The organism is Aromatoleum tolulyticum (genome assembly GCF_900156155.1).
In the GTDB taxonomy this organism is placed as follows: Bacteria; Pseudomonadota; Gammaproteobacteria; order Burkholderiales; family Rhodocyclaceae; genus Aromatoleum; species Aromatoleum tolulyticum.
In genome coordinates, this window is record NZ_FTMD01000003.1 from 239,837 (window position 1) to 265,839 (window position 26,003).

General features: G+C 65.6%; 25 protein-coding genes. 9 read left to right on the forward strand and 16 right to left on the reverse strand.

Annotated features, from left to right (window positions below; genetic code table 11):
• Positions 1 to 13 precede the first annotated feature (13 nt).
• A complete protein-coding gene (gene mltF / locus BW991_RS06150; RefSeq protein ID WP_244551624.1) occupies positions 14 to 1,555 on the forward strand; it encodes a membrane-bound lytic murein transglycosylase MltF in 1,542 nt (513 codons plus the stop codon).
• Here mltF and serS read toward each other — a convergent pair.
• The gene (gene serS / locus BW991_RS06155; protein ID WP_076601213.1) at positions 1,552 to 2,835 is read right to left on the reverse strand and encodes a serine--tRNA ligase; all 1,284 of its coding nucleotides are present in this window, start codon (positions 2,833 to 2,835) and stop codon (positions 1,552 to 1,554) included. The genes mltF and serS overlap by 4 nt on opposite strands.
• Positions 2,836 to 3,101: 266 nt before the next feature.
• On the opposite strand from serS, the gene BW991_RS06160 reads away from it, so the two are divergent.
• Positions 3,102 to 3,365 carry a hypothetical protein gene (locus tag BW991_RS06160; RefSeq protein ID WP_076601214.1) on the forward strand — a complete coding sequence of 88 codons (264 nt, stop codon included), beginning with the start codon at positions 3,102 to 3,104 and terminating at the stop codon, positions 3,363 to 3,365.
• Between the two features lie 15 nt (positions 3,366 to 3,380).
• Here the strand turns inward: BW991_RS06160 and BW991_RS06165 are convergent, their stop codons facing one another.
• From BW991_RS06165 to BW991_RS06180, 4 genes are all read right to left on the reverse strand, one after another.
• Entirely contained in the window at positions 3,381 to 4,721 is a 1,341-nt protein-coding gene (locus tag BW991_RS06165) for a replication-associated recombination protein A (protein WP_076601215.1), read from the reverse strand.
• A 12-nt stretch (positions 4,722 to 4,733) separates the two neighbouring features.
• Positions 4,734 to 5,375: an outer membrane lipoprotein periplasmic chaperone LolA gene (lolA, locus tag BW991_RS06170; RefSeq protein WP_076601216.1), complete on the reverse strand. Its 642-nt coding sequence runs from the start codon at positions 5,373 to 5,375 to the stop codon at positions 4,734 to 4,736.
• The gene (locus BW991_RS06175; RefSeq protein ID WP_076601217.1) at positions 5,372 to 7,684 is read right to left on the reverse strand and encodes a DNA translocase FtsK; all 2,313 of its coding nucleotides are present in this window, start codon (positions 7,682 to 7,684) and stop codon (positions 5,372 to 5,374) included. The genes lolA and BW991_RS06175 overlap by 4 nt, the downstream gene beginning before the upstream one ends.
• 112 nt (positions 7,685 to 7,796) lie before the next feature.
• Complete coding sequence (locus BW991_RS06180; protein WP_076601218.1) at positions 7,797 to 8,468, reverse strand: Crp/Fnr family transcriptional regulator; 672 nt, start codon at positions 8,466 to 8,468, stop codon at positions 7,797 to 7,799.
• Positions 8,469 to 8,695: 227 nt separating this feature from the next.
• Here BW991_RS06180 and trxB point away from each other — a divergent pair, with 227 nt between their 5' ends.
• Positions 8,696 to 9,649, forward strand: a complete 954-nt coding sequence (gene trxB, locus BW991_RS06185; RefSeq protein ID WP_076601363.1) for a thioredoxin-disulfide reductase — start codon at positions 8,696 to 8,698, stop codon at positions 9,647 to 9,649.
• Positions 9,650 to 9,653: 4 nt separating this feature from the next.
• Complete coding sequence (locus BW991_RS23485; protein ID WP_084204977.1) at positions 9,654 to 10,721, forward strand: Smr/MutS family protein; 1,068 nt, start codon at positions 9,654 to 9,656, stop codon at positions 10,719 to 10,721.
• Between the two features lie 12 nt (positions 10,722 to 10,733).
• Here BW991_RS23485 and BW991_RS06195 read toward each other — a convergent pair whose 3' ends face one another.
• Positions 10,734 to 11,072 (reverse strand): P-II family nitrogen regulator, encoded by a 339-nt coding sequence (locus tag BW991_RS06195; protein ID WP_018991238.1) that lies wholly within the window; start codon positions 11,070 to 11,072, stop codon positions 10,734 to 10,736.
• Positions 11,073 to 11,116: 44 nt separating this feature from the next.
• Positions 11,117 to 12,742 (reverse strand): NAD+ synthase, encoded by a 1,626-nt coding sequence (locus tag BW991_RS06200; RefSeq protein WP_076601219.1) that lies wholly within the window; start codon positions 12,740 to 12,742, stop codon positions 11,117 to 11,119.
• 167 nt (positions 12,743 to 12,909) lie between these two features.
• Here BW991_RS06200 and BW991_RS06205 point away from each other — a divergent pair, with 167 nt between their 5' ends.
• The gene (locus tag BW991_RS06205) at positions 12,910 to 13,308 is read left to right on the forward strand and encodes an MliC family protein (protein WP_076601220.1); all 399 of its coding nucleotides are present in this window, start codon (positions 12,910 to 12,912) and stop codon (positions 13,306 to 13,308) included.
• A 72-nt stretch (positions 13,309 to 13,380) separates the two neighbouring features.
• On the opposite strand, the gene ppa is transcribed toward BW991_RS06205, so the two are convergent.
• Complete coding sequence (gene ppa, locus BW991_RS06210; protein ID WP_076601221.1) at positions 13,381 to 13,911, reverse strand: inorganic diphosphatase; 531 nt, start codon at positions 13,909 to 13,911, stop codon at positions 13,381 to 13,383.
• Positions 13,912 to 14,095: 184 nt separating this feature from the next.
• On the opposite strand from ppa, the gene BW991_RS23570 reads away from it, so the two are divergent.
• Positions 14,096 to 14,887, forward strand: a complete 792-nt coding sequence (locus BW991_RS23570) for an energy transducer TonB (RefSeq protein WP_088179578.1) — start codon at positions 14,096 to 14,098, stop codon at positions 14,885 to 14,887.
• A gap of 16 nt (positions 14,888 to 14,903) precedes the next feature.
• Here BW991_RS23570 and BW991_RS06220 read toward each other — a convergent pair whose 3' ends face one another.
• On the reverse strand, positions 14,904 to 15,113 hold the full coding sequence (locus BW991_RS06220; RefSeq protein ID WP_076601222.1) for a heavy-metal-associated domain-containing protein: 210 nt from the start codon (positions 15,111 to 15,113) through the stop codon (positions 14,904 to 14,906).
• A 24-nt stretch (positions 15,114 to 15,137) separates the two neighbouring features.
• On the reverse strand, positions 15,138 to 17,540 hold the full coding sequence (locus BW991_RS06225) for a heavy metal translocating P-type ATPase (protein WP_076601223.1): 2,403 nt from the start codon (positions 17,538 to 17,540) through the stop codon (positions 15,138 to 15,140).
• Between the two features lie 122 nt (positions 17,541 to 17,662).
• Between BW991_RS06225 and BW991_RS06230 the strand changes: the two genes are divergently transcribed.
• The gene (locus tag BW991_RS06230; protein ID WP_076601224.1) at positions 17,663 to 18,118 is read left to right on the forward strand and encodes a MerR family DNA-binding protein; all 456 of its coding nucleotides are present in this window, start codon (positions 17,663 to 17,665) and stop codon (positions 18,116 to 18,118) included.
• Between the two features lie 9 nt (positions 18,119 to 18,127).
• Here the strand turns inward: BW991_RS06230 and BW991_RS06235 are convergent, their stop codons facing one another.
• Positions 18,128 to 18,835: a sulfite exporter TauE/SafE family protein gene (locus BW991_RS06235; protein ID WP_076601225.1), complete on the reverse strand. Its 708-nt coding sequence runs from the start codon at positions 18,833 to 18,835 to the stop codon at positions 18,128 to 18,130.
• A gap of 131 nt (positions 18,836 to 18,966) precedes the next feature.
• A complete protein-coding gene (hemN, locus tag BW991_RS06240) occupies positions 18,967 to 20,358 on the reverse strand; it encodes an oxygen-independent coproporphyrinogen III oxidase (RefSeq protein WP_076601226.1) in 1,392 nt (463 codons plus the stop codon).
• Positions 20,359 to 20,491: 133 nt separating this feature from the next.
• On the opposite strand from hemN, the gene fnr reads away from it, so the two are divergent.
• Positions 20,492 to 21,232, forward strand: coding sequence for a fumarate/nitrate reduction transcriptional regulator Fnr (gene fnr, locus BW991_RS06245; protein ID WP_076601227.1), 741 nt, complete (start codon positions 20,492 to 20,494; stop codon positions 21,230 to 21,232).
• A gap of 43 nt (positions 21,233 to 21,275) precedes the next feature.
• Here fnr and BW991_RS06250 read toward each other — a convergent pair whose 3' ends face one another.
• From BW991_RS06250 to BW991_RS06260, 3 genes are read right to left on the reverse strand one after another with little or no spacing between them, the layout of a single operon-like run.
• Positions 21,276 to 21,806 (reverse strand): hemerythrin domain-containing protein, encoded by a 531-nt coding sequence (locus tag BW991_RS06250; protein ID WP_084204979.1) that lies wholly within the window; start codon positions 21,804 to 21,806, stop codon positions 21,276 to 21,278.
• A complete protein-coding gene (locus BW991_RS06255; RefSeq protein WP_076601228.1) occupies positions 21,803 to 22,201 on the reverse strand; it encodes a SirB2 family protein in 399 nt (132 codons plus the stop codon). Before BW991_RS06255 ends, BW991_RS06250 begins: the two co-directional genes overlap by 4 nt.
• A 5-nt stretch (positions 22,202 to 22,206) precedes the next feature.
• Entirely contained in the window at positions 22,207 to 23,430 is a 1,224-nt protein-coding gene (locus BW991_RS06260) for an NnrS family protein (protein ID WP_076601229.1), read from the reverse strand.
• A gap of 103 nt (positions 23,431 to 23,533) precedes the next feature.
• Between BW991_RS06260 and BW991_RS06265 the strand changes: the two genes are divergently transcribed.
• The gene (locus BW991_RS06265; protein ID WP_076601230.1) at positions 23,534 to 24,220 is read left to right on the forward strand and encodes a Crp/Fnr family transcriptional regulator; all 687 of its coding nucleotides are present in this window, start codon (positions 23,534 to 23,536) and stop codon (positions 24,218 to 24,220) included.
• 116 nt (positions 24,221 to 24,336) lie between these two features.
• Here BW991_RS06265 and BW991_RS06270 read toward each other — a convergent pair whose 3' ends face one another.
• Entirely contained in the window at positions 24,337 to 25,974 is a 1,638-nt protein-coding gene (locus tag BW991_RS06270) for a PHA/PHB synthase family protein (RefSeq protein ID WP_076601231.1), read from the reverse strand.
• Positions 25,975 to 26,003: the final 29 nt, after the last annotated feature.

The window sequence follows — 26,003 nt, forward strand, 5'->3', positions numbered from 1 at the left end:
GCCACCCATGTAGGTGATTCGAACAAGGCAGAAAAGCGTCATTTTAAGGACATTGGAATTATCGCGACATTGCCGAAACCGCCGGACTCCCTCAGAATCATGCGGTTATGTTCAACGGTACGACTGCTTGCGCGCTATTCTGATCATCATCGCGGCACTCTTCGTCGCCGGCTGCGAGCCAGGCGCAACGCCGAGGTTCGCTGATTTCCATCCGGTCGCCGACTATCGGAGCGCAGGGGAACTGCGTGTCGCGACCCGGGTCGATCCGGCCTCCTATCGCAGCAATGGCGACGGGAAAGCATCCGGCTTCGATCATGACCTGCTGCAAAAGCTGGGCGAGCATCTCGGCGTTCCGGTCCGCTTCGTCCTCTTTCCCGACGCGACAAGGACCCTCGAGGCCGTCATCCGGGGGCAGGTGCATCTCGCGGCAGCAGGAGTCGGCCGCAACGACAGGTTGCCGCTCACCTGGACCAGTCCGCTGCGCGAGGTCGACTACGTCATCGTCGGGCGCTCCGACAATCCGGAATTCATCGAGGAAAGGGCACTGGTGGGACGCACGGTATCAGTGCGGCATGGATCGCTCGCGGCCGACTACCTGAACCAGGTCCGCAAGCGTGTTTCCGACCTGAACCTCCATTTTCCCGCAAACGCGGCCGACGCGCACCTCCTCGACGAACTGGCGCAGGGCCGTCTGGACCTCGTCGCCACCGACCGGGTTCATTTTGCGCTGGCCGCACAGACCTCTCCGAACCTGAGCGTGGTCTTCGACCTGCCCGTCAGTTCGACGGTCGGATGGGCCCTCCCCCCTGACGCGAAAAACGGCCTGGCCACCGAAATCGAGGCTTTCCTCGCAGGCGCGCGCACCGACGACACACTCGCGCGGCTGTCCGACCGCTACTTCGGCCATATACGCCGGCTCGACGATACGGCGGTCACGACCTTCCTCGCGCGCATTCAGGCCCGCCTTCCGCGCTACCGCCCGCATTTCCAGGAAGCCCAGGCGCGGACGGGCATAGACTGGCGCTTTCTTGCCGCGCTCGCGTACCAGGAATCGCACTGGGATCCACTCGCGACCTCGTGGTCGGGCGTGAGGGGAATGATGATGCTGACGTCGGAAACGGCCGACCGCCTGGGCGTGCGCGATCGCCTCGACCCGCGCGAGAGCATTCTCGGAGGCGCACGCTATTTCGCGATGCTCAGGGAGCAGCTGCCGGACAACGTGCGCGAACCGGACCGTTCCTGGATGGCCGCGGCCGCCTACAACCTGGGGATGGGGCACATGAACGGTGCCCGGACGATCGCCCAGCGCATGGGCAAGAACAACACCAGCTGGCTGGACATGAAGGCGGTGCTGCCCCTGATGTCCCGGCCCGAATACGCCAACCGTCTGAAGGCCGGCGCTGCAAGGGGGGGCGAAGCGGTGATCATGGCGGAAAACATCCGCAACTACCACGACATCCTGGTGCGCCTGGAGGGCGCCTACGTCCCGCCCCTTCAACCCGCAGGACTGAAACTCGGGGCGGCCGCGAAGGCGCCGCCCCCAAGCGACGGTTAGCCACGCGGTTCGAGCACCTCGATACCGCCCATGTAGGGCACGAGCGCCTTCGGAACGACCACCGAACCATCGGCCTGCTGGTAATTTTCCAGCACCGCCACCAAGGTCCGGCCGACCGCAAGCCCCGAGCCGTTGAGCGTATGCACGAGTTCGTTCTTGCCCTGTGCGTTCTTGAAGCGCGCCTGCATGCGACGCGCCTGGAAGGCCTCGAAGCACGAGCAGGACGAGATCTCGCGGTAGGTGTTCTGCGCCGGCAGCCACACTTCGAGGTCGTAGGTCTTCGCCGACGAGAAGCCCATGTCGCCCGTACACAGCACGATCTTGCGATACGGTAGCTCGAGCTTGCGCAGGATGGCCTCGGCGTGGCCGGCCATTTCCTCGAGTGCCGCCCAGGAATTGTCCGGATGCTCGATGCGCACCAGCTCGACCTTGTCGAACTGGTGCTGGCGAATCATCCCGCGCGTATCACGCCCGTAGCTGCCCGCCTCGGAGCGGAAGCAGGGCGTGTGGCTGACGAACTTGAGCGGCAACGCGTCGGCTGCGAGCAGTTCGCCACGCACGATGTTGGTGACCGGCACCTCGGCCGTCGGAATCAGGTAGAAACGCCCGTCGTCCCACGGCACGGCAAACAGGTCGGCCTCGAACTTCGGCAGCTGGCCGGTACCGAACATGCTTTCGGCATTGACGAGATAGGGCACATAGACTTCGGTGTAGCCGTGCTCGCGCGTATGCACGTCCAGCATCATCTGCGCCAGCGCGCGATGCATGCGGGCCACGCCCCCGCGCATGAGCGCGAAGCGCGACCCGGTGATCTTGACCGCGGTCTCGAAATCCAGCCCCCCCAGGCCGCCACCGACGTCGACGTGATCGCTGACCTCGAAGCCGAATTCGCGCGGCGTCCCCCAGCGGCTCACCTCGACGTTCGCGGTCTCGTCCTTGCCGACCGGCACGCTCGCATGCGGCAGGTTCGGCAACCCGGCGACCAGCGCCTCGATGCGCGCCAGCAGCGCGGCGAGCGCCTGTTCGTTGGCCTTGAGTTCGTCGCCGATACCGGCCACCTGGGCCATCACCGCCGCCGCGTCCTCGCCCTTGCCCTTCAGGATGCCGATCTGTTTGGAAAGCGAATTGCGCTGCGCCTGCAGTTCCTGCGTGCGGGTCTGCAGGTTCTTGCGCTCGTTCTCCAGCGACTGGAACTCCGCGGAGTCGAAATTCATGCCACGCGCGGCCAGTGCGCTGGTAACGACGTCGATCTGGTTGCGTAGCAGTTGGATGTCAAGCATGGCTTTTCCGAAATTCTTTAAATTCAATGAATAGGCAATGAATACTGCGACAGAACCTTGCGATCCGCCGCCAACTCGTTCTGTTTCATGACATTCTAGGGCAAAATCGCCCCAATGCCGCAACGCACAATTATATTAGTCAAATCAACAATTTACCGACACATTGCAAGCAAACTCTTCCTTGAATTCGGCGCCGCGTGGCTTATAGTTAATATTCCAAAAGAAACGCCGCACAGACGGCGCATGCCACATCTGAGGAGATGCCTATGCTGTCGATCCGAGACTGCCTTGATTACTGCGATTTGACCGACGACGAAGTGGCACTGATTGCCGAGCACGAGGGGATTCCCGATGGAGCTGCCGCGCAGATCGTCTGCGGCATGGTCCAGACTACCGAGGGCGTTCTCGTACTCACAGGCTATATGCAGGACCTGATCGACCGGGCCACCGAGCGCGGCGACCTCGCTCAGGCCGAACGTGCAAAAAGCGTCCAGGCCCGCTTCATGGCCGACCATCCCCTGCCCCACTGAGGACGCGGGAACGACTTATTCCGTTTTGCGGCGCACGCCGGACCCGGGGTCCGGCGTTGCGGCCGCGTCGAGTTCGCGCAGATGCTCGAGTTTGGCTGCGATGCGCGCTTCCATTCCGTAAGATGTAGGACGATACCAGGCCGGTGGCGCCATCCCGTCGGGAAGGTAGGTTTCACCCGCCGCATAGGCTTCAGGCTCGTCGTGGGCATAGCGGTAGGTCTTGCCGTAGCCGAGTTCTTTCATGAGCCGTGTCGGCGCATTGCGCAGGTGCAGCGGCACGGGGCGCGACACGTCATTCGCCACGTGCTGTCGCGCAGCGTTGTAGGCCTTGTAGACTGCGTTCGACTTTGCGGCACAGGCAAGGAAGATCGTTGCCTGTGCGAGCGCCAGCTCGCCTTCGGGCGACCCCAGCCGCTCGTAAGTGGTACAGGCGTTCAGGGCGATTTCCAGCGCACGCGGGTCCGCGAGACCGATGTCCTCGACGGCCATGCGCACGAGCCGGCGCCCGAGGTATAGCGCATCCGCACCGCCGTCGAGCATCCGGCACAGCCAGTACAGCGCTGCGTCCGGATTGGAGCCGCGCACCGACTTGTGCAGCGCCGAAATCTGGTCGTAATAGGCTTCGCCGCCCTTGTCGAAGCGCCTGAGCTTGCTTGCCAAGGCCTCGTCGACAAATTCCGGGCTGACCGGATTCACGTCAGCGGTTTCGGCGGCGACCTGCACCTGCTCGATCAGGTTCATCAGTCGCCGCGCATCGCCGTCGGCAAAGCCGATCATGCGTTCGCGCGCCGTCTCGTCGAAGACGAGGTCCGGACATGCCGTCGCCCGTCCCCGCTCGAACAACCCGCCCATTGCCTCGTCGTCGAGCGGCTCCAGCACATACACCGCCGCACGCGACAGCAGCGCCGAGTTGACCTCGAAGGAGGGATTTTCGGTCGTCGCGCCGATGAAGGTGACCAGTCCCTGTTCAACATAGGGCAGGAAGGCATCCTGCTGGGCCTTGTTGAAGCGATGCACCTCATCGACGAAGAGGATCGTGTGACGGCCGCGCGCCTTGGCGGCCTGCGCCTGGCCGACGGCCTCACGGATATCCTTGACCCCTGAGAATACCGCCGACAGGGCGACGAAATCGGCATCGAAGGCCTGCGCCATCAGCCGCGCGAGCGTGGTCTTGCCGACACCGGGCGGCCCCCACAGGATCATCGAATGCGGTTTGCCCGATTCGAATGCGAGCCGCAGCGGTTTCCCCGGACCCACGAGATGGCGCTGGCCGGCAATCTCGTCGAGCCGTTGCGGTCGCATCCGCTCGGCCAGCGGCACGCGCGGCGGTTGCACCGAATCGAAGAGATCAGCCATCGCCGGCCTGCCTCAGTCGCCGATCACGTCGGCGCCAGGCGGCGGAACGAAGCGGAACTGCCCGGGATCGGGGCGCGCACCGGCAACCAGCGAGCGGAACTCGATCAGCGTCGTCTGCCCGAAGTTGTCTTTGAGTTCCATGCGCTTGAGGGCTCCGCCCGCGAAGCCCATGCGCATCGACTCGAAGCTGCTGTCGGCCTGCTTCGGCTTCGCATGCACCCATTCCAGCCCGTCCGACGATCCCGCCTCGGCGAGCTCGAAATTGCGCTCGAACGCGTCGTCACCGGCAAGGATCGCCGCCGGCGTGCTGCCCAGCGCATCGCCGAGGCGCTTGACCGTGACCTGATTCAGATCGCGGTCCCAGGACCATAGCTTGTCGCCGTCGCTGACGAGCACCTGGGGATACGGCTTGTCGTAGGTCCAGCGGAACTTGCCCGGACGCGCGAACACGAAACTGCCGCTCGCGCGCTGCGGCTTGCGCCCCGAGGCCGCAAAAACCGTCTGCTCGAACTCGCCCTGCGCGCTGCGCGCGGTATCGACAAACTGGCGCAACTGCGCAATGCCGCCGGCCGACGCGACACCCGTCGCGCATACCAGCGCGAACGCCGCGCCAAGGCGCAGGCCCGCCCTGCAGACAACTCCGGTAAGACTCACTCGCCCTCCTTGGCCGGCACGATCACTTCACGATTGCCGTTCGTCCCCATCGCCGACACGAGCCCGGCGCGCTCCATCTGTTCGATCAGACGGGCCGCACGGTTGTAGCCGATGCGCAGGTGGCGCTGCACCAGCGAAATCGACGGACGCCGCGTCTTGATGACCACCTCCACCGCCTGGTCGTACAAGGGATCGGCCTCGCCATCGCCCTCCCCGCCACCGCCCCCGCCGAGCGCCGCCTCGAGATCGTCGTCGGGCGCCGACAGGATGCCGTCGACATAGTCGGGCGGCCCGCTGCGCTTGAGGTAATCGACGACCTTGTGCACCTCCTCGTCGGCGACAAAGGCACCGTGCACGCGCACGGGCAGGCCCGTGCCCGGGGCCAGGTACAGCATGTCGCCCATGCCCAGCAGCGTTTCCGCCCCCATCTGGTCGAGGATGGTGCGCGAATCGATCTTGCTCGACACCTGGAAGGCGATGCGCGTCGGCACGTTGGCCTTGATCAGGCCGGTGATGACATCCACCGACGGACGCTGCGTCGCGAGGATCAGGTGGATGCCGGCCGCACGCGCCTTCTGTGCGAGCCGCGCGATCAGCTCTTCGACCTTCTTGCCGACCACCATCATCATGTCCGCGAGCTCGTCGACGATCACGACGATATGCGGCAGCTGCTCGAGCGGTTCGGGATTGTCCGGGTTGATCGCGAACGGGTTGGTCAGCGGCTTTTCGGCTTTTTCCGCTTCGATGACGGCCTTGTTGAAGCCGGCGAGGTTGCGCACGCCGACTGCCGCCATCAGCTTGTAGCGCTTGTCCATCTCCACCACGCACCAGTTGAGCGCATTGGCGGCGTGCTTCATGTCGGTAACGACCGGTGCGAGCAGATGCGGAATGCCCTCGTAGATCGACAGCTCAAGCATCTTCGGGTCGACCATGATCAGGCGGACCCTCTCGGGCCCCGCCTTGTACAGCAGCGACAGGATCATCGCGTTGATACCGACCGACTTGCCGGAACCGGTCGTGCCGGCAACCAGCAGGTGCGGCATCTTGCCGAGGTCCGCAACCGCCGGCTGGCCGCCGATGTCCTTGCCAAGCGCCACCGTCAGCGGCGAATGCATGTCGTGATAGGCCTTGGACCCGAGGATCTCCGACAGACGCACGGTCTGACGCTTCACGTTCGGCAGTTCGAGCGCCATGCAGGACTTGCCCGGCACCGTCTCGACGACGCGGATCGACACGAGCGACAGCGCACGCGCGAGATCCTTGCCGAGATTCACGACCTGGCTACCCTTCACCCCGGTCGCCGGTTCGATCTCGTAGCGCGTCACGACCGGTCCCGGATAGGCCGCCAGCACCTTGACCTCGACGCCGAAGTCACCGAGCTTGGTCTCGATAAGGCGCGAGGTGAATTCCAGCACCTCGGCCGCAGGCGGCTCGACTTCTCCCGAGGGCTGGTCGAGCAGACTCAGCGGCGGAATCGCACCAGCCGGCGCCGGCAGATCGGTGAACAGCGACTGCTGCCGCTCCTGCCGGAGTTCCTTCTCGACACGCTCCGACTTCGCCACTTCGGCGACCGCGGGCTCGATGCGCAGCTGCGCAGCAGGCGCCGCGACCGTCTTGCGGCGCTTGGTCTCGACGACCGCCTCGCGCTTCTGCGCGACCTGCTGCCCGGCCTTGCGGTCCTGCCATCCCTGCCACGCGGCCTGCGCGCCCAGCCACCCCCGCTCCAGCGAGAGCCCGACACGCTCGATCACCGAAAGCCAGGAGATGCCGGAAAACAGGCTCAGCCCGGACGCGAACAGCGCCAGCAGCAACAGGGTACCGCCGGTGAAGCCCAAGTAGCGCTGCACGAGCTGACCCAGTTCGACGCCAACGAGACCGCCCGGCCCCAGGGGCACACTGGCACCGTGCGAATAGAAACGCAGCGACTCCAGGGCGCTGCTCGACAGCAGCACGACGAAGAACCCGGTCAGGACGAAGAAGAAGGAGCGGCGGTCGAGCTGGACGTCATGGCGCAGACGCCGGAATCCCCACACGAGGGCATAGCCGAGGAATACGACCCACCACCACGCGGACAGCCCGAACAGATAGTAGAGCAGGTCGGCCAGCCAGGCGCCGAAACGCCCGCCGGGATTGCTGACGCGCGCGACTTCGGCGGCGTGCGACCAGCCGGGGTCGGATTTGCTGTAGCCGAGCAGGACCAGTCCGACATACAACGACATCACGCCGAGAATCAGCCAGCGCGCTTCCTGAAGCAAGAGGGAAATCCGTTCCGGCAGCGGCTGGAAACGGGGAGACTGACGGGACGACATCGGCGCGGGAACGAAGGCCCTGGAAAATCGACAATTCGCGATTATATGCGATCAGCCATCCCGACCGCTGACGCTGTTGCGAAGCGATACAGGGGGCGGCCGCGCCCCACCCTCAGACGTCGTTCAGGCGGTCGCGCAGGACGATGCCGTGATCGGTTTCCTCGATGAGCCCCTGCGTCCCGAGATCCTTCATCACACGGCTGACCATTTCGCGGGAAGCGCCGATCATCTTCGCGATGTCCTGCTTGGTGATCTTGCGCACGACGACCGCCTCGCCATCGACCTCTTCCGACATCTCCAGCAGCAGGCGCGCGACCCGCCCGTACACGTCCATCAGCGCAAGCGACTCGATCTTGCGGTCGGCATTGCGCAGGCGGTCGGCGAGGTTGCACATGATGCGCCAGGCTACCTCGAAGTTCTCCTGCATGATGCGCCGGAAGTCGTGCTTGGCGATCAGCACCAGGTCGGCCGGGGTGACCGCGACAACCGACGCCGATCGCGGCTGCTCGCCGAATATCCCCATCTCCCCGAAGAGCTCGCCCTGCCCCAGGATGCTGAGGATCACCTCGCGCCCATCCTCGTCGCTGACGATCACCTTGAGGCTGCCGGTGAGCACGAAATACACGAAGTCGCTGCGGTCGCCTGCATGCAGCACCCCCTGGCCGCGGGGGATACGCCGCATCACTGCCGAGTGCGCCACCGCCAGCAAGGTCTCGTCGGACAACCCGTGAAACAACGGAAACGTCCTCAGAGCGGCCGTGGAAACTGCAGTAGCCTGTGTCATGGAACCTCCGGAAACGGCAGTGCAATGAGTATCGGCGCGAGGATGGCCGACGGCGTGACATATTCCGCGCATTATAAGCCGATTGATGCCGCCCGAATCCATAGCAAGACGGCCCTGCCGATCGAAACCGGACAGGCGATTATCCGAACCTATGGACACCATTGGATCGAACGTCGATGCCCCTCGGCTATAATTTCGCGATTGCCAACCCGAAAGAAGACATCGCCATGACGACCAAGCACGCACGTCTGCTCATCCTCGGTTCCGGCCCCGCCGGTTACACCGCTGCCGTCTATGCTGCACGCGCGAACCTGAATCCGGTCCTCATCACCGGGCTCGCTCAGGGAGGTCAATTGATGACCACCACCGAGGTCGACAACTGGCCTGCCGATGCCGACGGCGTCATGGGTCCGGCACTGATGGAGCGCTTCCAGAAGCATGCGGAGCGCTTCAACACGGAGATGATCTTCGATCACATCCACACCGTGAAGCTCGCCGAAAAGCCCTTCCGGCTCGTCGGTGACGCCGGCGAATACACCTGCGACGCGCTGATCATCGCGACCGGCGCGACGGCCAGGTACCTCGGCCTGCCGTCCGAGGAGAAGTTCTCCGGCCGGGGCGTTTCCGCCTGCGCGACCTGCGACGGCTTCTTCTACAAGAACCAGGACGTAGCGGTCATCGGCGGCGGAAATACCGCAGTCGAGGAAGCGCTGTACCTCGCGAACATCGCCAAGAAGGTCACCGTCGTGCATCGCCGCGAGAAATTCCGCGCCGAAAAGATCCTCATCGACAAGATGATGGAGAAGGTCGCGGCCGGCAAAATCGAGCTGGCACTCAACTCGACGCTCGACGAAGTGCTCGGCGACAACACCGGCGTGACGGGCATGCGCGTGAAGGACATCAACACCGGTGCGACGAAGGACGTCGCGCTGCAGGGGGTGTTCATCGCGATCGGCCACAAGCCGAATACCGACATCTTCGAGGGCCAGCTGGAGATGGAAGGCGGCTACATCGTCACGAAGGGCGGCCGCGAGGGCGACGCCACCTCGACGAGCGTGCGCGGCGTGTTCGCCGCCGGCGACGTGCAGGACCATATCTACCGGCAGGCCGTGACCTCGGCCGGCACCGGCTGCATGGCCGCCCTCGACGCGGAACGCTACCTCGACGCCCTCGGCAGCTGATCCCATGCCGCGCCCGCCCCGCCCGGCCTCGTCCCGCCCGGCTGACCGGAGCGGGCCGTCGAAAAGTCCGTTCGACGAGCTTGCCCCGCTGCGGGGCAAGCTGCGCGAGGAGCGGGTGCTCGGTCGCCGGATCGAGCGCCCTGAAACCAGCAGCGATGCGGACAGGACTCCGGCCGCCGATGCGGACGACGCCGACAGCGGTCTGTTCCGTGCCGCGCTGCAGGATGTGAAGCCGCTGCCGCCGTCGTCACGCAGAGCCGAGCTCGAAACACCCAAACCGCCCCCCGTTCGCCGCCCGCAGGTACCGGACGCCGAAGACGCATCGCCTGCGGCTCCGCTGCGGCGGCGACCACCCCGCGACGACAGCGAGTTCTTCCGCTTCGCGATGGAAGATGTGACCCCGATCGATCACGGCAACCGCGCCGAGGTCGGCATGGATCGCCGCCGTGCGCGGCATCACGAAACACACACGCCCGCGGCACCCGGCACGCCGGGGCATGAGTTCCTGCTGCTGCCTGCAGACGCGGACAGCGCCGATCCGACCGATCTCTTCCGCTACGCGGTACGCGGCGCCAAGCCGGTCGATACGCGCAATCGCGCCGAGGTCGAAGCCCCCCGGCCCCAGCCCCACCCGATCAAGCACGTCGAGGACGAGCGCGAAGCGCTGCGAGAATCGATGGAAGCGCCGATGACGCTGGAAGACAGGCTGGAAACGGGCGAGGAGGCGGCCTTCCTGCGGCCGGGGCTACCGCGCCGCGTGCTCACCGACCTGCGCCGCGGCCGCTGGGTGCTGCAGGCCCGCCTGGACCTGCACGGCTGCAATCGCGACGAGGCACGCGAGAAACTCGCGCATTTCCTCGCCGCAAGCCTGCAGCAGGGCTGGCGCTGCGTGCGCGTGATCCACGGCAAGGGTCACGGCTCGCCGGGCAAGCAGTCCATCCTGAAACACCTGTCGCGCGGCTGGCTCGCGCAACGCGAGGAGATCCTGGCCTTCTGCCAGGCGGGCCCGCACGACGGCGGTTCGGGGGCCCTGCTGGTGCTGCTCAGGGCGGGCAACGCGACCCGCCCCTGATACCGACGCCGCTCAGATCGCGGCCTCGTTGGTCTCGCCGGTGCGGATGCGCACGACCTGCTCGACCGGCATGACGAAGATCTTGCCGTCGCCGATCTTGCCCGTGTGGGCGGCCTTGATGATCGCATCGACTGCCTGATCGACCAGGTCGTCGCCGATGACGATCTCGACCTTGATCTTCGGCAGGAAGTCCACGACATACTCGGCACCCCGATACAGCTCGGTATGCCCCTTCTGCCGGCCGAACCCCTTCACCTCGGACACCGTCAGGCCGGCAATGCCGACCTCGGAGAGCGCCTCGCGGACTTCGTCGAGCTTGAACGGCTTGATGATGGCTTCAATCTTCTTCATTTCGATCTCCTCGGCGGGATGTCGCCACGCGGCCCGCGGCACGGTCAATATTCGTCCTGATAGCGCGATGTTATCGGATAACGCCAGTCTCTGCCGAACCCTCTCTTGGTGACGCGGATCCCGACCGGCGCCTGGCGGCGCTTGTATTCATTGCGCTTGAGCATCGCCACCGTCCGGCGCACCTCCGCCTCCGGGTAGCCGGCCGCGATGATCTCCCGCGGCGATTCGTCGCGCTCCATGTAGGCCTCGATGATCGCATCGAGGACCTCGTACGGCGGGAGCGAATCCTGGTCCGTCTGATCCGGCTTCAGCTCGGCCGAGGGCGGACGCGTGATGATGTTCTCCGGAATCACCGGGCTGAGCGTATTGCGCCAACGCGCAAGCCGGAACACGAAGGTCTTGTAGAGATCCTTGAGCACCGCGAAGCCGCCCGCCATGTCGCCGTACAGCGTGGCATAGCCTGTCGCCATCTCGCTCTTGTTGCCGGTCGTGAGCACGATCGCGCCGGTCTTGTTCGACAGCGCCATGAGGATCATGCCGCGGATACGGCTCTGCAGGTTCTCTTCGGTGGTGTCGGCCGGCAGGCCGCGGAACTGATCGGCAAGCATGCCGGCGAAGGTGCTCATCGCCGGCTCGATCGGAATTTCGTCGTAGCGGACGCCGAGGTTCGCCACGAGTTCGCGCGAGTCGTCGAGGCTCATCTGCGCAGTGTAGGGCGACTGCATCATCACCGCGCGCACCTTGTCGGCGCCGAGCGCATCCACCGCGATGCACAGCGTCAACGCGGAGTCGATGCCGCCGGAAAGCCCGATCAGGGCGCCCGGAAAGCCGTTCTTGCCGAGGTAGTCGCGCACGCCGACCTTGAGTGCCTCATACACCTCGGCCTCGATCGGACGCGCTTCGACCTGCTCGCCATCGACCCAGTGGCCGTCGTCCAGTCGGACGATGTCGAGGCGTTCGTCGAACCCGGACGCCTGCCATGCGAGCGAGCCGTCCGCGTTGAGGGCAAACGAGGCGCCATCGAACACGAGTTCGTCCTGCCCGCCGACCATGTTGCAATAGACCACCGGCAAGCCGGTACCGCCGACCCGCTCGCGCAGGACCTCGTAACGGCGCTGCAGCTTGTTCATGTGGTAGGGCGACGCATTGAGGCCGAGCAGCACCTGCGCCCCCTCGGCGCGCGCGAGTTCGGCAGGACCGGATTCCCACAGGTCCGCGCAGATATTCACACCGAGCTTGACGCCCTTCAGCTCGAACACGCACGCGGCCCGTCCGTGGTCGAAATAGCGCTCCTCGTCGAACACTTCGTAGTTCGGCAGGCAATGCTTGTGATAGGTGGTCAGGATCCGGCCGTCGCGGATCACCGACGCGGCGTTGTAGCGCTTGGCCTGACGCGCTTCCGGATGGCCGAGCACGAGCGTGATGCCTTGCGTATGCTCGGCGATGCGCGCCACCTCGCGCGCGCACGCGCGGTAGAAATCCGGGCGCAGCAGCAGGTCTTCGGGCGGATAGCCCGACAGGGCGAGTTCCGGGGTCAGGACGAGGTCGGCACCAAGCGCGCGGGCTTGATCGAGGGCGCGGATGATCCGGTCGGCGTTCGCCTTCAGGTCGCCCACCGTGCAATTCAGCTGGGCAACGGCGATGGAGAGCGATTGAGCATGCTGTTTCATGGGCGCAACTATACCGCGTCGACCGGCATCCCGGCAGCCGGACACCCGCGCGCACGGCCATCGCGACACGGAAAACCTTCTGTTACGTTTGACTGCGCGCAGCCCGGACGACGCGCGACGGGGTGGGAACTAGAATTCAATTATCAAGTTCTCCTTCGGGTCATTCGATGCTCGTCCGCTTCGCCCTCGCCCCCGCGCTTCTCGCGCTCGCTGCCTGTTCGACCACGCCGCCCACCCCCTCCGCAACCACGGACACCGAACCAGGGGTACTCGACACGCCGGCAAGCATCGACAACCAGCAACTCGAATTCAGACTCGCCAGCGGCACCTACCGCTGCGACATGGGGCGGCGCGTCGACGTCCAGCGTTCGACCGGCGATGCCGGCCTGATCCAGATCGGATGGAGCGGCAAACGCTACCAGCTGGCGCGCAATCCGTCGCACTCGGGGCTGCCGCGCTTCGAGGACGATCGCAGCGGGCTGGTGTGGATCGATCTGCCATGGAAGAGCATCCTCCTCGACCGCGACACCAACAAGCCGCTCGCCAGCGACTGCAAGCTCGGGTAGGACTTTCGCCCCCGAAAATGCAGATGGCCCGCTCGCGGGCGGGCCATCGTCATCCTGCGGACCGTTTCGGGCTTACTTGCCGGCAGCCTTGTTCAGGCCGTCGACGATTTCCTTCTTGGCGTCTTCGACCGAACCCCAGCCCAGCACCTTGACCCACTTGCCCGGCTCCAGATCCTTGTAGTGCTCGAAGAAGTGCACGGTCTGCTTCATCAGCAGCTCGGGCAGGTCGTCGGTGGTCTGGACCTTGTCGTACAGCGGGGTCAGCTTGGAGACGGGAACCGCAACGACCTTCGCGTCCTGGCCCGACTCGTCTTCCATCTTCAGCACGCCGACGGGACGGCAGCGGATCACCACGCCCGGCAGCAGCGGGAAGGGCGTCACGACCAGCACATCGACCGGGTCGCCGTCACCGGCGATGGTGTGCGGAACGTAGCCGTAGTTGATCGGATAACGCATCGAGGTGCCCATGAAGCGGTCGACGAACACTGCGCCGCTGTCCTTGTCCACTTCGAACTTGATCGGATCGGCCTGAGCCGGAATCTCGATGATGACGTTGATGTCGTTCGGCACGTCCTTGCCGGCCTTCACCTGATCGAAACCCATACTTCCCTCCCGTGAAAATTTTGTGGGGCGAATTATATGTGGAAATGTCCTCCGCCGTCGGCGGCTTGAAACATTCCGCGACCAGAGCGGGCAGCCTCCAGCCCCGGACGTTCCACCCGGCACGATATAATCGCGCGCCCTGATCGCATGGACGCCCCCGCTCCGGATGCACGCACCGCCTCCCATGGCCTCGCCACCACCGCGCCGCCCGAAACATGGGCTGCGAGCGATCCATTGGGGATGGCTGGCGGCAGTCGCCGGCGCGCACGCCGCCGGACTGGTCGCGCTTTCGGGCCTGGGCGGAGAGCCACATCCGGAACTGCAACCGGCGGAAGCAACGGCGATCAGCGTCCGCCTGCTTGCGGCCGATGCTCAGCCGCGCCCCGACGCGGCCATCGCATCACCCGATCCGCACGCAGCCGCGCCCGTCCGGGAAAAGTCCGCGCCGCCACCCGCTCACACCCGTGGACGCCGAACGGAATCTCCTGCGGGCCACCCGCCTCCCGCGGAACCGCCCGCCTCTTCCGTCGGACGCGTGGCGCCCGAAGCGCACGCGCCGCAACCCCATGAGGAGCCACGGCAACCAGGCGGGCACCCGACCGCCCCTGCGGCACCCGAACCCCCGGCGCCCGCTGGGATTGCCGCGGTCGCGCCGGCGTCTACGCCGATCGCGCCGGGTGCAGGGGCGTCCTTTCACGCACCGAGGTACGACGCCGCCTATCTCGACAACCCGACGCCGCAATACCCCAAGCTGTCGCGGCGACGCGGCGAACAGGGGAAAGTCACACTGCGTGTACGCGTGCGTGCCGACGGACGCGCGGAGGCCGTCGAAATCGCCCACAGCAGCGGACATCCGCGACTGGACGATGCGGCACTGGAGACCGTGCAGTCATGGCGTTTCGTGCCGGCGCGCCAGGGCGAGGCGCCCATCGAAAGTTCCCTGCTGGTGCCTATCGTCTTCCGCCTGGACGACTGACGCCGACAGTGCCCCGTCAGGCGGGACAACCGAAGCCGGCATCCTCCACTGCCGCGCGCATCGCCTCGACCGACACTTTCACCGGATCGTACTGGACCACGGCCTGAGCCGCTTCGAGCGACACCTGGGCATCGCTCACGCCGGGCAGCGCCTTGAGGACTGTCGTCACGTTGCGCACGCACCCTCCGCAGCTCATGTCCTCGACCTTGATCGTCACTTCCGCCATTTAATTTTCTCCCGAGAAATCGACTCACCGATCCGGCGACCAGCGCCGCAACAGCAGCGAATTGGTGACCACCGAAACCGAACTCATCGCCATCGCCGCCGCGGCAATCACGGGATTGAGCAGTCCCAGTGCCGCCAGCGGAATGCCCAGCACGTTGTAGACGAAGGCGAAGAACAGATTCTGCCGGATCTTCGACAGCGTCGCCCGCGACAGCTCGATCGCGTCGGCAACCCCGTGCAGGCTGTTCCTCACCAACGTGATATCCGCGGCCTCGACCGCGACATCGGCACCGACACCGATCGCAAACGACACGTCGGCCGCTGCCAGCGCCGGCGCGTCGTTGATGCCGTCCCCGGCCATTCCGACCCGTCCATGGCCTGCGAGCGCCTTCACTGCCGCCGCCTTGTCCCCCGGCATGACGCCCGCGCGCCAGTCCTCGATGCCCGTCTGCGCTGCAATCGCCGCGGCCGTGGCGGGGTGATCACCGGTCAGCATCACCACGCGCAGACCGCGCGCCTTGAGACGAGCCACCGCGGCGGCCGAATCGGCACGGACGCGGTCCGCCACGCCGATGACACCGGCAAACACCCCGTCGACGCCCACGGCCACGAGGGTCATTCCTCCCGCTGCAATCCGCTCGCAGGCAGCAGCGTCCACCGCCACCTGGCGCTCATCGAGGAAAGTCGGCGCGCCGACGACCACGTCGCGACCGTCGACCCTGCCTGCGAGCCCCTTGCCCGCCACGGCCACCACGTCCGCCGCGGCCGGCAGCGGCAGCGGCGATTCGCGCGCGGCGCGGACGATCGCCGCGGCGATCGGGTGAGCGCTCGTCGCCTCCAAGGCGCCGGCGACCGCCAGCAACTCCTCGCGACTCCAGCCGGCCGCGGTAAGCACCGCGCTCACTTCAGGCGCCCCCTCGGTCAGCGTGCCGGTCTTGTCGACGACGAGCACCCTGATCTTTTCGGCCAGCTCGAGCGCCTCCGCATTCTTGACCAGCATGCCCGCCCTCGCGCCCTGCCCCGTACCCACCATGATCGCCGTCGGGGTCGCCAGTCCGAGCGCACAGGGGCATGCGATCACCAGCACCGCGACGGCGCTGATCAGTGCCTGAGCGAAATCGCCCGCCAGCAACCACCATCCGCCGAAAGTGAGCGCCGCGATCGCCACGACGACCGGCACGAACACCGCCGCGACCCGGTCCGCGAGGCGCTGCACGGGCGCTTTCGAGCCCTGGGCCTGCTCGACCATGCGGATGATTCCCGCCAGCAGCGTGTGCGCTCCGACCCCGGTCGCCCGGCAACGCAACACCCCCTGACCATTCAGGGTCGCGGCAAAGATCCTGTCGCCCGGGCGCTTGTCGACCGGCATGCTTTCTCCGGTCAGCATCGCCTCATTGATCGCCGACTCTCCCGACTCGACCTCGCCATCCACCGGGACTGCGTCGCCGGGGCGCACGACGAAGCGGTCGTCTGGCAGGAGCGTCTCGACGGGAACGGAGACAATCTCGCCGTTACGTTCGACGAACGCGAGTTTCGGCTGCAGGCGCAGCAGGGCGTCCAGCGCCGCGGTCGTGCGCGCCTTCGCACGCGCTTCGAGCAGCTTACCGAGCAGGATCAGCGTGATGATCGTCGCCGACGCCTCGAAATACACGTGCAGATCGTGACGACCGAGCATCGTCACCACCGTGCTGTAGATCCACGCCATCGACGTGCCGAGTACCACCAGAACATCCATATTGGCGCCGCCGCCACGCAGCGAGGACCAAGCGCCGCGATAGAAGCGCGCGCCGATCCAGAACTGCACCGGCGTCGCGAGCAGCAGCTGCAGCCAGCGGGGGACGAGGTCATGCGCGCCGGCCCACTGCCCGCCGAACATCAGGGGCATCTGCACCAAGAGGGGCAGGGTGAGCAGGGCCGAGATCCAGAAGCGTTGCATCTCCCGCTTCCACGCCAGCCCCTGCTGCAGGCGTTGCTGCTCGCGCGCGGCAACTCCCGTCTCTACACCCGCGAAACCCGCACGGCGCACTGCCTCGCGAATGGCTTCCGGCACGACGAGGCCGGGTTGGTAACGCAGCGTCGCGCGCTCGGTCGCGAAATTCACCGTCGCGTCCACGCCAGGGAGCCGGTTCAGCACCTTCTCCAGCCGCGTCGCACACGCCGCACAGGTCATGCCCGAGATGGCCAGTTCCATCGTGGCCTGCGGAACATCGAAACCCGCCTTGCGGATCGCTGCGATCACCTGTTCGGGGCCACTGGCGGGATCCGCGAAGCTCACGCGCGCCTTTTCCGCGGCGAGGTTGACCGTGGCATCGACGCCCGGCAGCCGCTTCAGCACCTTCTCGATCCGCGCCGCGCATGCCGCACAGGTCATCCCTGAAACCGGCACTTCCAGCGTCGGGCTTTTCATCGTCGTCTCGGGAGCACTCATCTACACCACTCCATTCGGCACGTCCGGGATCGTCCCGGGATCCGCACATCCCGTCCGCCGATTTGCGCAACGGAACGCCTGATGGCAGTCTAGCCCCCGTACCTGAGTACGGAGTCAACTCCATGAATGACCTCACGATCGGTGCGCTGGCAAAATCCGCCGGAGTCGGCGTCGAGACCGTGCGCTATTACCAGCGCCGCGGCCTGCTTCCGCCGAACGGCGCACATAAGGGCGCGTTTCGCGTCTACGGCTACGACGAGCTCGCCCGCCTGCGTTTCATCCGCCGCGCCCAGACGCTGGGCTTCAGCCTCGACGAGGTCTCCGACCTGCTCGCGCTCGACGAAGAGACAGACCGCGAGCGTGCGCGCGCGTTCGCCCGCGCCAAGATCGCGGACGTCGAGTCCCGCATTCGCCAACTGGAGGAGATGCGCAACGCGCTGCAGGGACTCGTGAGCTGTTGCGAACATACCGAGGCACCCGCCCCCTGCCCGATTCTCCACGCCCTCGCTAACGCTGCCGAGCCGATGCCCGCACCGCGGGGCAAGGCTCGCGCCCGATCCGCAAGACAGGTGCCGTAACGTCGCCGCTCAGACCTCGCACACGACTCCGCGCCAGAGCGCGCCGCCGAGGCTGGGCGCATGGAACAGCCCGAACACGCCGAACCCCAGCACGAGCATCCCGGCGACAAAGCGCACGCGGCGATTGCGCGTGATGTCGCGGAAGCGCTTGAACACCATGCCCGCGAGCATCAGGTTCGGCAGCGTGCCGAGCCCGAAAGCCAGCATCAGCCCCGCCCCGCGCCCGGCCGAACCGGTCACCAGCGCCGTCGTCAGCACGCTGTAGACAAGGCCGCAGGGCAGGAATCCCCACAACAGCCCCAGCGGCAGGGCCTGCCCCACCGAACGGGCGGGGATGAAGCGTGCGGTGAAGGGCTGCACGCGCTTCCACAGCACCAGGCCCGCCCGCTCCACCGGCGCAAGAAGCCGGGTGAAGCCGGTCAGGTACAGCCCCAGGGCGACGAGCATCAGGTTTGCGAGCACATACAGGCCCATCTGCACCGGCAGGACGTCCGAGAACAGCATGCCGACCGTGCCGAGAGCGCCGAGCGCCCCACCCAGCGCCGTGTAGGTCGCGATCCGGCCGAGGTTGTAGGCGAGATGCACGGGCCACTGCCGCCCGGCCCGGCCCGGCATGTTCACGGTGAGCGCGCCGACGATACCACCGCACATGCTGACGCAGTGCGTACCTCCCAGAAGGCCGATCAGGAAGGCTGCGATGTATCCGGTTTCAGGCATGGCGATAGACGGCAAGACGGGAGAAGCCCGGGATCGCGACGCGAAAAAACAAAGCGGGCGCCCGAGGACGCCCGCACTGTATCACCTTCTCCCGACCGGTACAGCCCGCGGCCGCGGGCTGCCGAAGCGGCTCAGATGACCTTCGAATAGCGCGCGCGCTCGCGGTCGGAGCGCAGGTAGCGGTCGAACACCATCGCGATGCCGCGCACCAGCAGACGCCCGGGGGGCAGCACGCTGATCCACTTGTCGCTGACCTTCAGCAGGCCGGCCTCCTCCATCGCCTTCAGATCCTCGAGTTCGTCGGCAAAGTATTCGTCGAACTTGATCAGGTGCGCGATCTCGATCGAGTCGATCGACAGCTCGAAATGGCACATCAGGGCCTGAATGATCGAACGGCGCAGCAGGTCGTCGGCGGTAAGCTCGATGCCGCGCAGGACGGGCAGCTCGTCGCGATCGAGGGCGTCGTAGTACTCGTCGAGCGTCTTCACGTTCTGCGCGTACACCGGGCCGATCTTGCCGATCGCCGAAACGCCGAACGCCAGCAGGTCGCACTCGGCCTGCGTCGAATAGCCCTGGAAATTGCGGTGCAGACGCCCCTGGCGCTGGGCGATCGTCAGCTCGTCCTCCGGCTTCGCGAAGTGGTCCATGCCGATATAGACGTAGCCCGCCTCGGTCAGGCGGCGGATCGCCAGCTGCAGGATCTGCAGCTTGGTGTCCGACGTCGGCATGTCGTTGATCGCGATGCGACGCTGCGGCTTGAACAGGCCCGGCAGGTGCGCGTAGCTGTACAGGGAGATGCGATCGGGCGACAGCTCCAGCACCTGTTCGAGCGTGCGGTTGAAGCTGATGATGTTCTGGCGCGGCAGGCCGTAGATCAGGTCCATGCTGATCGACTTGAAGCCGGTGGCACGGGCAGCGTCGATGACGAGCTTGGTCTCGTCGTAGCTCTGGATGCGGTTGACCGCCTCCTGCACGTCTTCGTTGAAGTCCTGCACCCCGACGCTCATGCGGTTGAAGCCGAGGTCGGCGAGCAGCTTCACGGTGTCGAAATCGACCTTGCGCGGATCGACTTCGATCGAGTATTCGCCGTTCGGCACCAGCGTGAAGCGCTTGCGCACCGAATCCATGAGCTGGCGCAGCTCGTCGTGGGACAGGAAGGTCGGCGTGCCACCGCCGAGGTGCAGCTGCGTCACCTGATGGCTGCCGCCCAGTGCGGCAGCCTGCATCTCGATTTCCTTGTCGAGATATTTCAGGTACTTGGCCGAGCGCGCATGATCCTTGGTGATGATCTTGTTGCAGGCGCAGTAGTAGCAGATCGTGTTACAGAACGGGATGTGGAAGTATAATGAGAGCGGTTTACTCACGCCCCCAACACCGCGTTGCGCCAGCCAGTCCCGCAATGCACGGGCATCGAACGCTTCGACGAAGCGATCGGCCGTCGGGTAGGACGTGTAGCGCGGCCCGTTGATATCGAACCGACGAATCAACTGCTGGTCGAATACAAGATCTTTCTGACTGGTCATGGTTGTATCGCTTGAGTGCATTCCGTACGATCTCAAAAAGCCGCAGTTTCGTGGTTGACGTGGATCAACGGTCCATTCCGCCGGGCGCCTGCCACTTCTCGGTCGACGTAGAAGGAACAATATTATCGTGCAAATGAAGGCGACGGTGCCGATTACAGTTGCGAGTCTGAAGGTCGCATGCTCCCAGTGCAATCTGGTCGAGTTGTGCCTGCCGTTCGGGATGTCGGAATCGGAAATCGACCGTCTCGACGAACTCGTCGGCGCGCGTCGCAAGATCAAGCGGCAGCAGAATCTGTATCGCGCGGGCGATCCCTTCGAAGCGATCTACGCGATCCGCGCCGGCTCGTTCAAGACCGACGTGCTGCTCGAGGACGGACGCGAACAGGTCACCGGCTTCCAGATGACCGGCGAGATGCTGGGCCTCGACGGCATCAGCACCGAAACCCATTCGTGCAACGCGATTGCGCTGGAGGACAGCGAAGTCTGCGTGATCGCGTACAGTAAGCTCGAAGAGCTGTCGCGCGTGGTCGAGGGGCTGCAGCTGCAGTTCCACAAGGTGATGAGCCGCGAAATCGTGCGCGACCATGGCGTGATGACCCTCCTCGGCTCGATGCGAGCGGAAGAGCGGCTGGCGGCCTTCCTGCTCAACATGTCCCAACGTTTCACGGCGCGCGGCTTCTCTCCCGCGGAGTTCCACCTCCGCATGACCCGAGAGGAGATCGGCTCCTATCTGGGCCTCAAGCTCGAAACGGTGTCACGCGCCTTTTCAAAGTTCCAGGACGAAGGCCTGATCGCGGTGCAACAGAAGCACATCCGCATCCTCGACATCGTCGGCCTGAAGCGGCTGATCCAGCACCCGTCGCCGCGCCCCTGAAGGGGCCTCCCCCTTCGTCCGGCCGATCCGTCCGCGTCGTGCGCTATTGACGCCGCCGCGCAGTCATCGTTCCCGACAGGGCGGCGATATCCTCCTCGGAAAGCAGACCGCGAGCGATCGGCAGCAGTTCGCCCTCTTCGCGCTGGATGTGGCGACGGTAGGCGTCGGCAAACTCCTCGACATCCGCAGGCGACAGATCGGCGTGTTCGCCGGCGGCGATGCGCTCGAGCCGTGCCCGCATCCGCGCCCAGCCGGCAAAGAGCCTCTGGTGGTCGGCCAGGATCCAGTCGATGAGCGTGCCGAGTTCGGCGCGCCGGGCGTCATCGGCACGCGCCCGCAGGACGGGGAAGAGGTCGTCCTCCTCGTCCTGATGGTGCTTCACCGCAGCGATATCGAAGTAGCGCATCACGTTGACTGCCGCCTGCCGTGCCTGCTTGTCCGGACCATGCTCCGGGAGCCATGCGGCAAGCCGCGCGAGGGTCGCAAGTTGCGCCTGCAGGCGCTCGTGGCAGGCTTCGAGCATCTCGAGGGGCGTCTCGAAACCCGGGGACGAAGGAATCAGCGAATCGGTCATCCGAATACTCCGGCAAACGCGAGGAATCCTGCCGGGTTCTTGCTCAGAGCCACCGACACGATCCACGAAAAGGTTAGCACGGCCGCGAGCAGCGCCAGCACTCGGACGCGCATGGTGCGCCCCCAACGCAGCGCGGTCGCGCCGAGAAGAATATAGACGACCAGCGCGACGACCTTCGCGGTGACCCACGGCGCAACGAAGGGATACTGGCCGCTCATGGTCGCGAGCATGATCGCGCTGCCGAGAAACACGGTGTCGATGACGTGCGGCAGGGTGCGCGTGACGCGGTGATCCAGCAGCGGACTGCGCCGCATCATCCAGACGCCCTGCAGCACGAATCCGCTGATGCTCAGGGCCGCGCACAGGATGTGCAGGTGCTTGATCGCCAGATACATCGCGCTCAGCCCGGGCGTCCGTCGCTGCGCGGGCGCCAGTAGATCGGCAGATAGCGCGACGCCCACGCGCCGAACACGCCCAGCCAGCCGAGCACGGCCAGCAGCATGACGATCGCCGACCAGCCCGCGGGAACAAGTTCTGCGGCAATGCGCGCGACGACCACGACTTCGAGACCAAGGAACAGCGCCCAGGTCAGGCGATCCGCGGCGAGCTTGCGCCCCGAGTGCCCGAGAGTCACCCGCGACACCATCGCCATCAGGACGGAGCCGAAGAATCCGACGCCCAGCGCATGCAGCGGCGCCATGCCCAGCACGCTGTAGCCCAGCAGCGACGCAACCCCCTGGATGGCGAAGAGCGTCAGCGCAATTCCAAGCCAGAGAAAACCGATGTGCAGCATCCCCAGCAGCGGCACCTTCATGGCCGGCACCGGCCTCCACTGCCGCGACAACCACAGGGCTGCATAGGCGGCGGGCGCGTCGACGATCCAGCGCAGCGACAGCCATCCCGCCACATCGAGCGCGGCGTGCAGGACGCTGCCGCCGACGACCAGGACCAGTACCCACAGGGGACGCACCATCACGTAGGCCGGGATCACGCTGCTCGAAAAGAACGGCACCATGCGATGACACACGCCGAAGAACACCGGCAGCAGCGAGCAGAACACGGCAACTTCGATCGCGATGCGCCCCCAGACGGGGTTGCCGCTCAGCGCAAAGCCGAGCCAAGCGAGGACTGCGGCCATTCCGGCGATCATCGCATAGCACACGAGGCGGGCATGCAGCGCCTCCAGGTCGCCGTGATGTGCGACCTGCCACAGGATGCGCTGCATCCCGCCCCATCCGAGAAACACCAGCACCAAACCCGGGACGGCGACACCGGGCACGATCATGCCCACGATGATCAGCGCCCATCCTGCCGCCAGCAGGCGCCAGGCCCATAGCCAGCGTCCTGACGCAATCTTGTCATAGCCCTGCCAGCGCGGCATGGCGGTGAGGAGAAAACCGAACATGAAGAACGGAAACACGCCGCTCGTCACGAGCAGGGCGTGCATCCACCCCGGAGGGAGCGCCCAGCCGATCGTCGGCAGCAACCCCGCGCGGGCACCGAGTTCCGCCGCCCACATCGCAAAGCTCACGAGAAGCATCACCGCGCCGGACAGGAACATTGTCCGGTGCGGTGCGACAAACAGCATGAACGAGGTTGAAGCCGGCTTCGCGTGAGCTTGCATCTTGTCTCCTGTCGCCCCCAGCGGAGACAGTCTGCGGGACGCCGGATCGCGGCCCGTGCCGGGTTGCGGGTTAAAATGCACGAGTTTCTCCACGGAGTCCGAGATGTCCAACCGTCCAGTCGATATTCCCACTGCACTGCGCCAGGTTTCTTTCTTCAGCGAACTGACCGCAGAGGAGATCGACCGTGTTGCCCGCTTCACCCGCGAACGCCACCTCGAGAAGGGCGAAATCCTTTTCCAGCGCGGCGATCCCGTGCATGGCTTCTACTACGTCGTCTCGGGTCAGATGAAGCTCGCGGTGTCGTCGGCGCAGGGCAACGAAAAGGTGGTCGAGATCATCAGCCCGATGCACACCTTCGGCGAGGCCGTGATGTTCCTCAACCGACCCTACCCGGTTTTCGCGGAAGCCCTCACGTCCACGCATCTGCTGCACATCGGCCAGGCGGTGGTCTCCGAGCTCATCGACCAAGATCCGGGATTTGCGCGCAAACTCCTCGCCGGCATGGCAATCCGCCTGCACGGCATGATCCAGGACGTCGAAACCTATTCCCTGCGCTCGAGCATGCAGCGAGTGATCGGCTACCTGCTGCAACAGGTCGACGGCGAAAGCGGCGTCGCCTGCGACATCGCCCTGCCGACCAGCAAGCAGGTCATCGCCTCGCGGCTCAATCTGACGCCCGAAACGCTGTCGCGCATCTTTCACGACCTGTCCGAAGCGGGACTCATCACGGTACACGGCAAACACATCTCCCTGCTGGACCCCGCCCGCCTGGCACGCCACCAGGGCTGACCGGCACCCGTTGGCGGGGATTGCCAGGGATTCTCGGTGCGCAGCCCCCAGGTGACCTTGACAGGGGTCAATCGGGCGGAGCCGCCCCCGGATTCTCCCGCTGACCGGAGGGCGGATCAGCGCTCGAGGACGTATCGGCCGGGCGCCTTTGCAAGTTCTGGAAATGCCGCGGACGCGGCCGGGCGGGCCTCGACGAGCTCGCCGCAACGCGGCTTGAGCCAGCCCATCCAGTCGTTCCACCAGCTGCCTTCATGCGCTTCCGCGTGCTTGCGCCAGTCGTCCGCCTTGTCCGTGCGGCGGGCTGCCGCCGCCCAGTACTTGCGCTTCGGCGGATTCACCGGCGGGTTGACTATGCCGAGGATGTGGCCCGAACTCGACAGCACGAAACGACGCGGCCCCGTGACGAGGTTGTTGATGCGATACGCCTGCTCCCATGGGGCGATATGATCGTCTTCGGCGGCGACGGCATACAGCGGCTGCACGATGCGCGACAGATCGATCGGCTGCCCCGATATCGTCAGCCCATCCACTTCGATCAGGCGATTCTCCAGGTAGAGTTCGCGCAGGTACCACGAATGCATCGCGTAAGGCATGCGCGTGGCGTCCATGTTCCAGTACAGCACGTCGAAGGGCGCAGGCGCCTCGCCATACAGCCAGCCGTGCACGACATAGTGCCAGATCAGGCTGTTGGAGCGGAGCAGACGGAAGGCGGAAGCCATTTCCTTGCCTTCGAGGAAGCCCTTGCGGGCCATGTTCTCCGACAGGTAGCGGACGCTCGCGCCGTCGATGAACACCTCGATGTCGCCCGGTCGATGGAAATCGACCAGGGTCGTGAACAGAGTCCAGTCGGCCACCGGCACCTCGTCCGCGGCAAAGCGGCGGTTTGCCCATGCCATATACATCGCGAGGGCGGTGCCGCCGATGCAGTAACCGACCGCATGCACCTTCGGCGCACCGGTGAAGCTGCGCGCCGTTTCGACGATGGCGTGGACGCCATCCTCCAGATAACTGTCGAAGGTGACGTCGCGCATCGACTGATCGGGGTTCTTCCAGCTCGTGATGAACACATCCAACCCCTGATCCAGCAGGTAGCGGACCATGCTCTTCTTCGGCGTGAGATCGAGGATGTAGAACTTGTTGATCCACGGCGTGACGATCACGACCGGCTCGGCGTGCACTTTCGGTTGTGTAGGCGCGTAGTGGATCACCTCGAGCAGACGGTTGCGGAAGACGACCGATCCCTCGGTCGTGCCCAGCGTGACCCCCACCTTGAAGTCACCCGGACTGCTCAGGCGGATCTCGCCCGCCTCGAGGTCCGCGAGCATGTTGCGCACACCGCTGGCAAGGCTCTCGCCTTTCGTCTCGACGGCCTTGCGGATGGCAACCGGGTTTGTCCAGAAGAAATTGGTCGGTGCGACGGCGTTGAGCCACTTCCGCCACCAGAACGCGGCACGGCGTCGCTCCTTGCTCGAGAGTCCCGGCGTGTCGAAGAGCATGTCCTGCATGTGGTGCGTGAACGCGAGGTACCACTCCTTCGTCAGGTCCCACGTCGCCGAGTCGGTCCACACGGAATCGGAAAAGCGCGCATCGTCTGCGTTGGGAACGACCGGATCCCTGCTGACCAAGCCCATCGCGCGGCAGGCGGAATGCCATTGCAGGCGCCACAGGTCGCTCGAAAGCTCAACCATGCGCTCCGCGAACTCCTGGGGATGAGAAAACCATGCGAGTTGCGCATGCACGATGGGTGCCGCCATCCCCAGCGGATCGAGACTTCCTTCGACGC

Bases quoted from the DNA above. Each gene is read 5' to 3' on its own strand.
- serS (WP_076601213.1), bottom strand. From the start codon at position 2,835: ATGCTTGACATCCAACTGCTACGCAACCAGATCGACGTCGTTACCAGC.
- BW991_RS06160 (WP_076601214.1), top strand. From the start codon at position 3,102: ATGCTGTCGATCCGAGACTGCCTTGATTACTGCGATTTGACCGACGAC.
- BW991_RS06165 (WP_076601215.1), bottom strand. From the start codon at position 4,721: ATGGCTGATCTCTTCGATTCGGTGCAACCGCCGCGCGTGCCGCTGGCC.
- BW991_RS06175 (WP_076601217.1), bottom strand. From the start codon at position 7,684: ATGTCGTCCCGTCAGTCTCCCCGTTTCCAGCCGCTGCCGGAACGGATT.
- BW991_RS06180 (WP_076601218.1), bottom strand. From the start codon at position 8,468: ATGACACAGGCTACTGCAGTTTCCACGGCCGCTCTGAGGACGTTTCCG.
- trxB (WP_076601363.1), top strand. From the start codon at position 8,696: ATGACGACCAAGCACGCACGTCTGCTCATCCTCGGTTCCGGCCCCGCC.
- BW991_RS23485 (WP_084204977.1), top strand. From the start codon at position 9,654: ATGCCGCGCCCGCCCCGCCCGGCCTCGTCCCGCCCGGCTGACCGGAGC.
- BW991_RS06195 (WP_018991238.1), bottom strand. From the start codon at position 11,072: ATGAAGAAGATTGAAGCCATCATCAAGCCGTTCAAGCTCGACGAAGTC.
- BW991_RS06200 (WP_076601219.1), bottom strand. From the start codon at position 12,742: ATGAAACAGCATGCTCAATCGCTCTCCATCGCCGTTGCCCAGCTGAAT.
- BW991_RS06205 (WP_076601220.1), top strand. From the start codon at position 12,910: ATGCTCGTCCGCTTCGCCCTCGCCCCCGCGCTTCTCGCGCTCGCTGCC.
- ppa (WP_076601221.1), bottom strand. From the start codon at position 13,911: ATGGGTTTCGATCAGGTGAAGGCCGGCAAGGACGTGCCGAACGACATC.
- BW991_RS23570 (WP_088179578.1), top strand. From the start codon at position 14,096: ATGGCCTCGCCACCACCGCGCCGCCCGAAACATGGGCTGCGAGCGATC.
- BW991_RS06220 (WP_076601222.1), bottom strand. From the start codon at position 15,113: ATGGCGGAAGTGACGATCAAGGTCGAGGACATGAGCTGCGGAGGGTGC.
- BW991_RS06225 (WP_076601223.1), bottom strand. From the start codon at position 17,540: ATGAGTGCTCCCGAGACGACGATGAAAAGCCCGACGCTGGAAGTGCCG.
- BW991_RS06230 (WP_076601224.1), top strand. From the start codon at position 17,663: ATGAATGACCTCACGATCGGTGCGCTGGCAAAATCCGCCGGAGTCGGC.
- BW991_RS06235 (WP_076601225.1), bottom strand. From the start codon at position 18,835: ATGCCTGAAACCGGATACATCGCAGCCTTCCTGATCGGCCTTCTGGGA.
- hemN (WP_076601226.1), bottom strand. From the start codon at position 20,358: ATGACCAGTCAGAAAGATCTTGTATTCGACCAGCAGTTGATTCGTCGG.
- fnr (WP_076601227.1), top strand. From the start codon at position 20,492: ATGAAGGCGACGGTGCCGATTACAGTTGCGAGTCTGAAGGTCGCATGC.
- BW991_RS06250 (WP_084204979.1), bottom strand. From the start codon at position 21,806: ATGACCGATTCGCTGATTCCTTCGTCCCCGGGTTTCGAGACGCCCCTC.
- BW991_RS06255 (WP_076601228.1), bottom strand. From the start codon at position 22,201: ATGTATCTGGCGATCAAGCACCTGCACATCCTGTGCGCGGCCCTGAGC.
- BW991_RS06260 (WP_076601229.1), bottom strand. From the start codon at position 23,430: ATGCAAGCTCACGCGAAGCCGGCTTCAACCTCGTTCATGCTGTTTGTC.
- BW991_RS06265 (WP_076601230.1), top strand. From the start codon at position 23,534: ATGTCCAACCGTCCAGTCGATATTCCCACTGCACTGCGCCAGGTTTCT.
- BW991_RS06270 (WP_076601231.1), bottom strand. From the start codon at position 25,974: ATGGCGGCACCCATCGTGCATGCGCAACTCGCATGGTTTTCTCATCCC.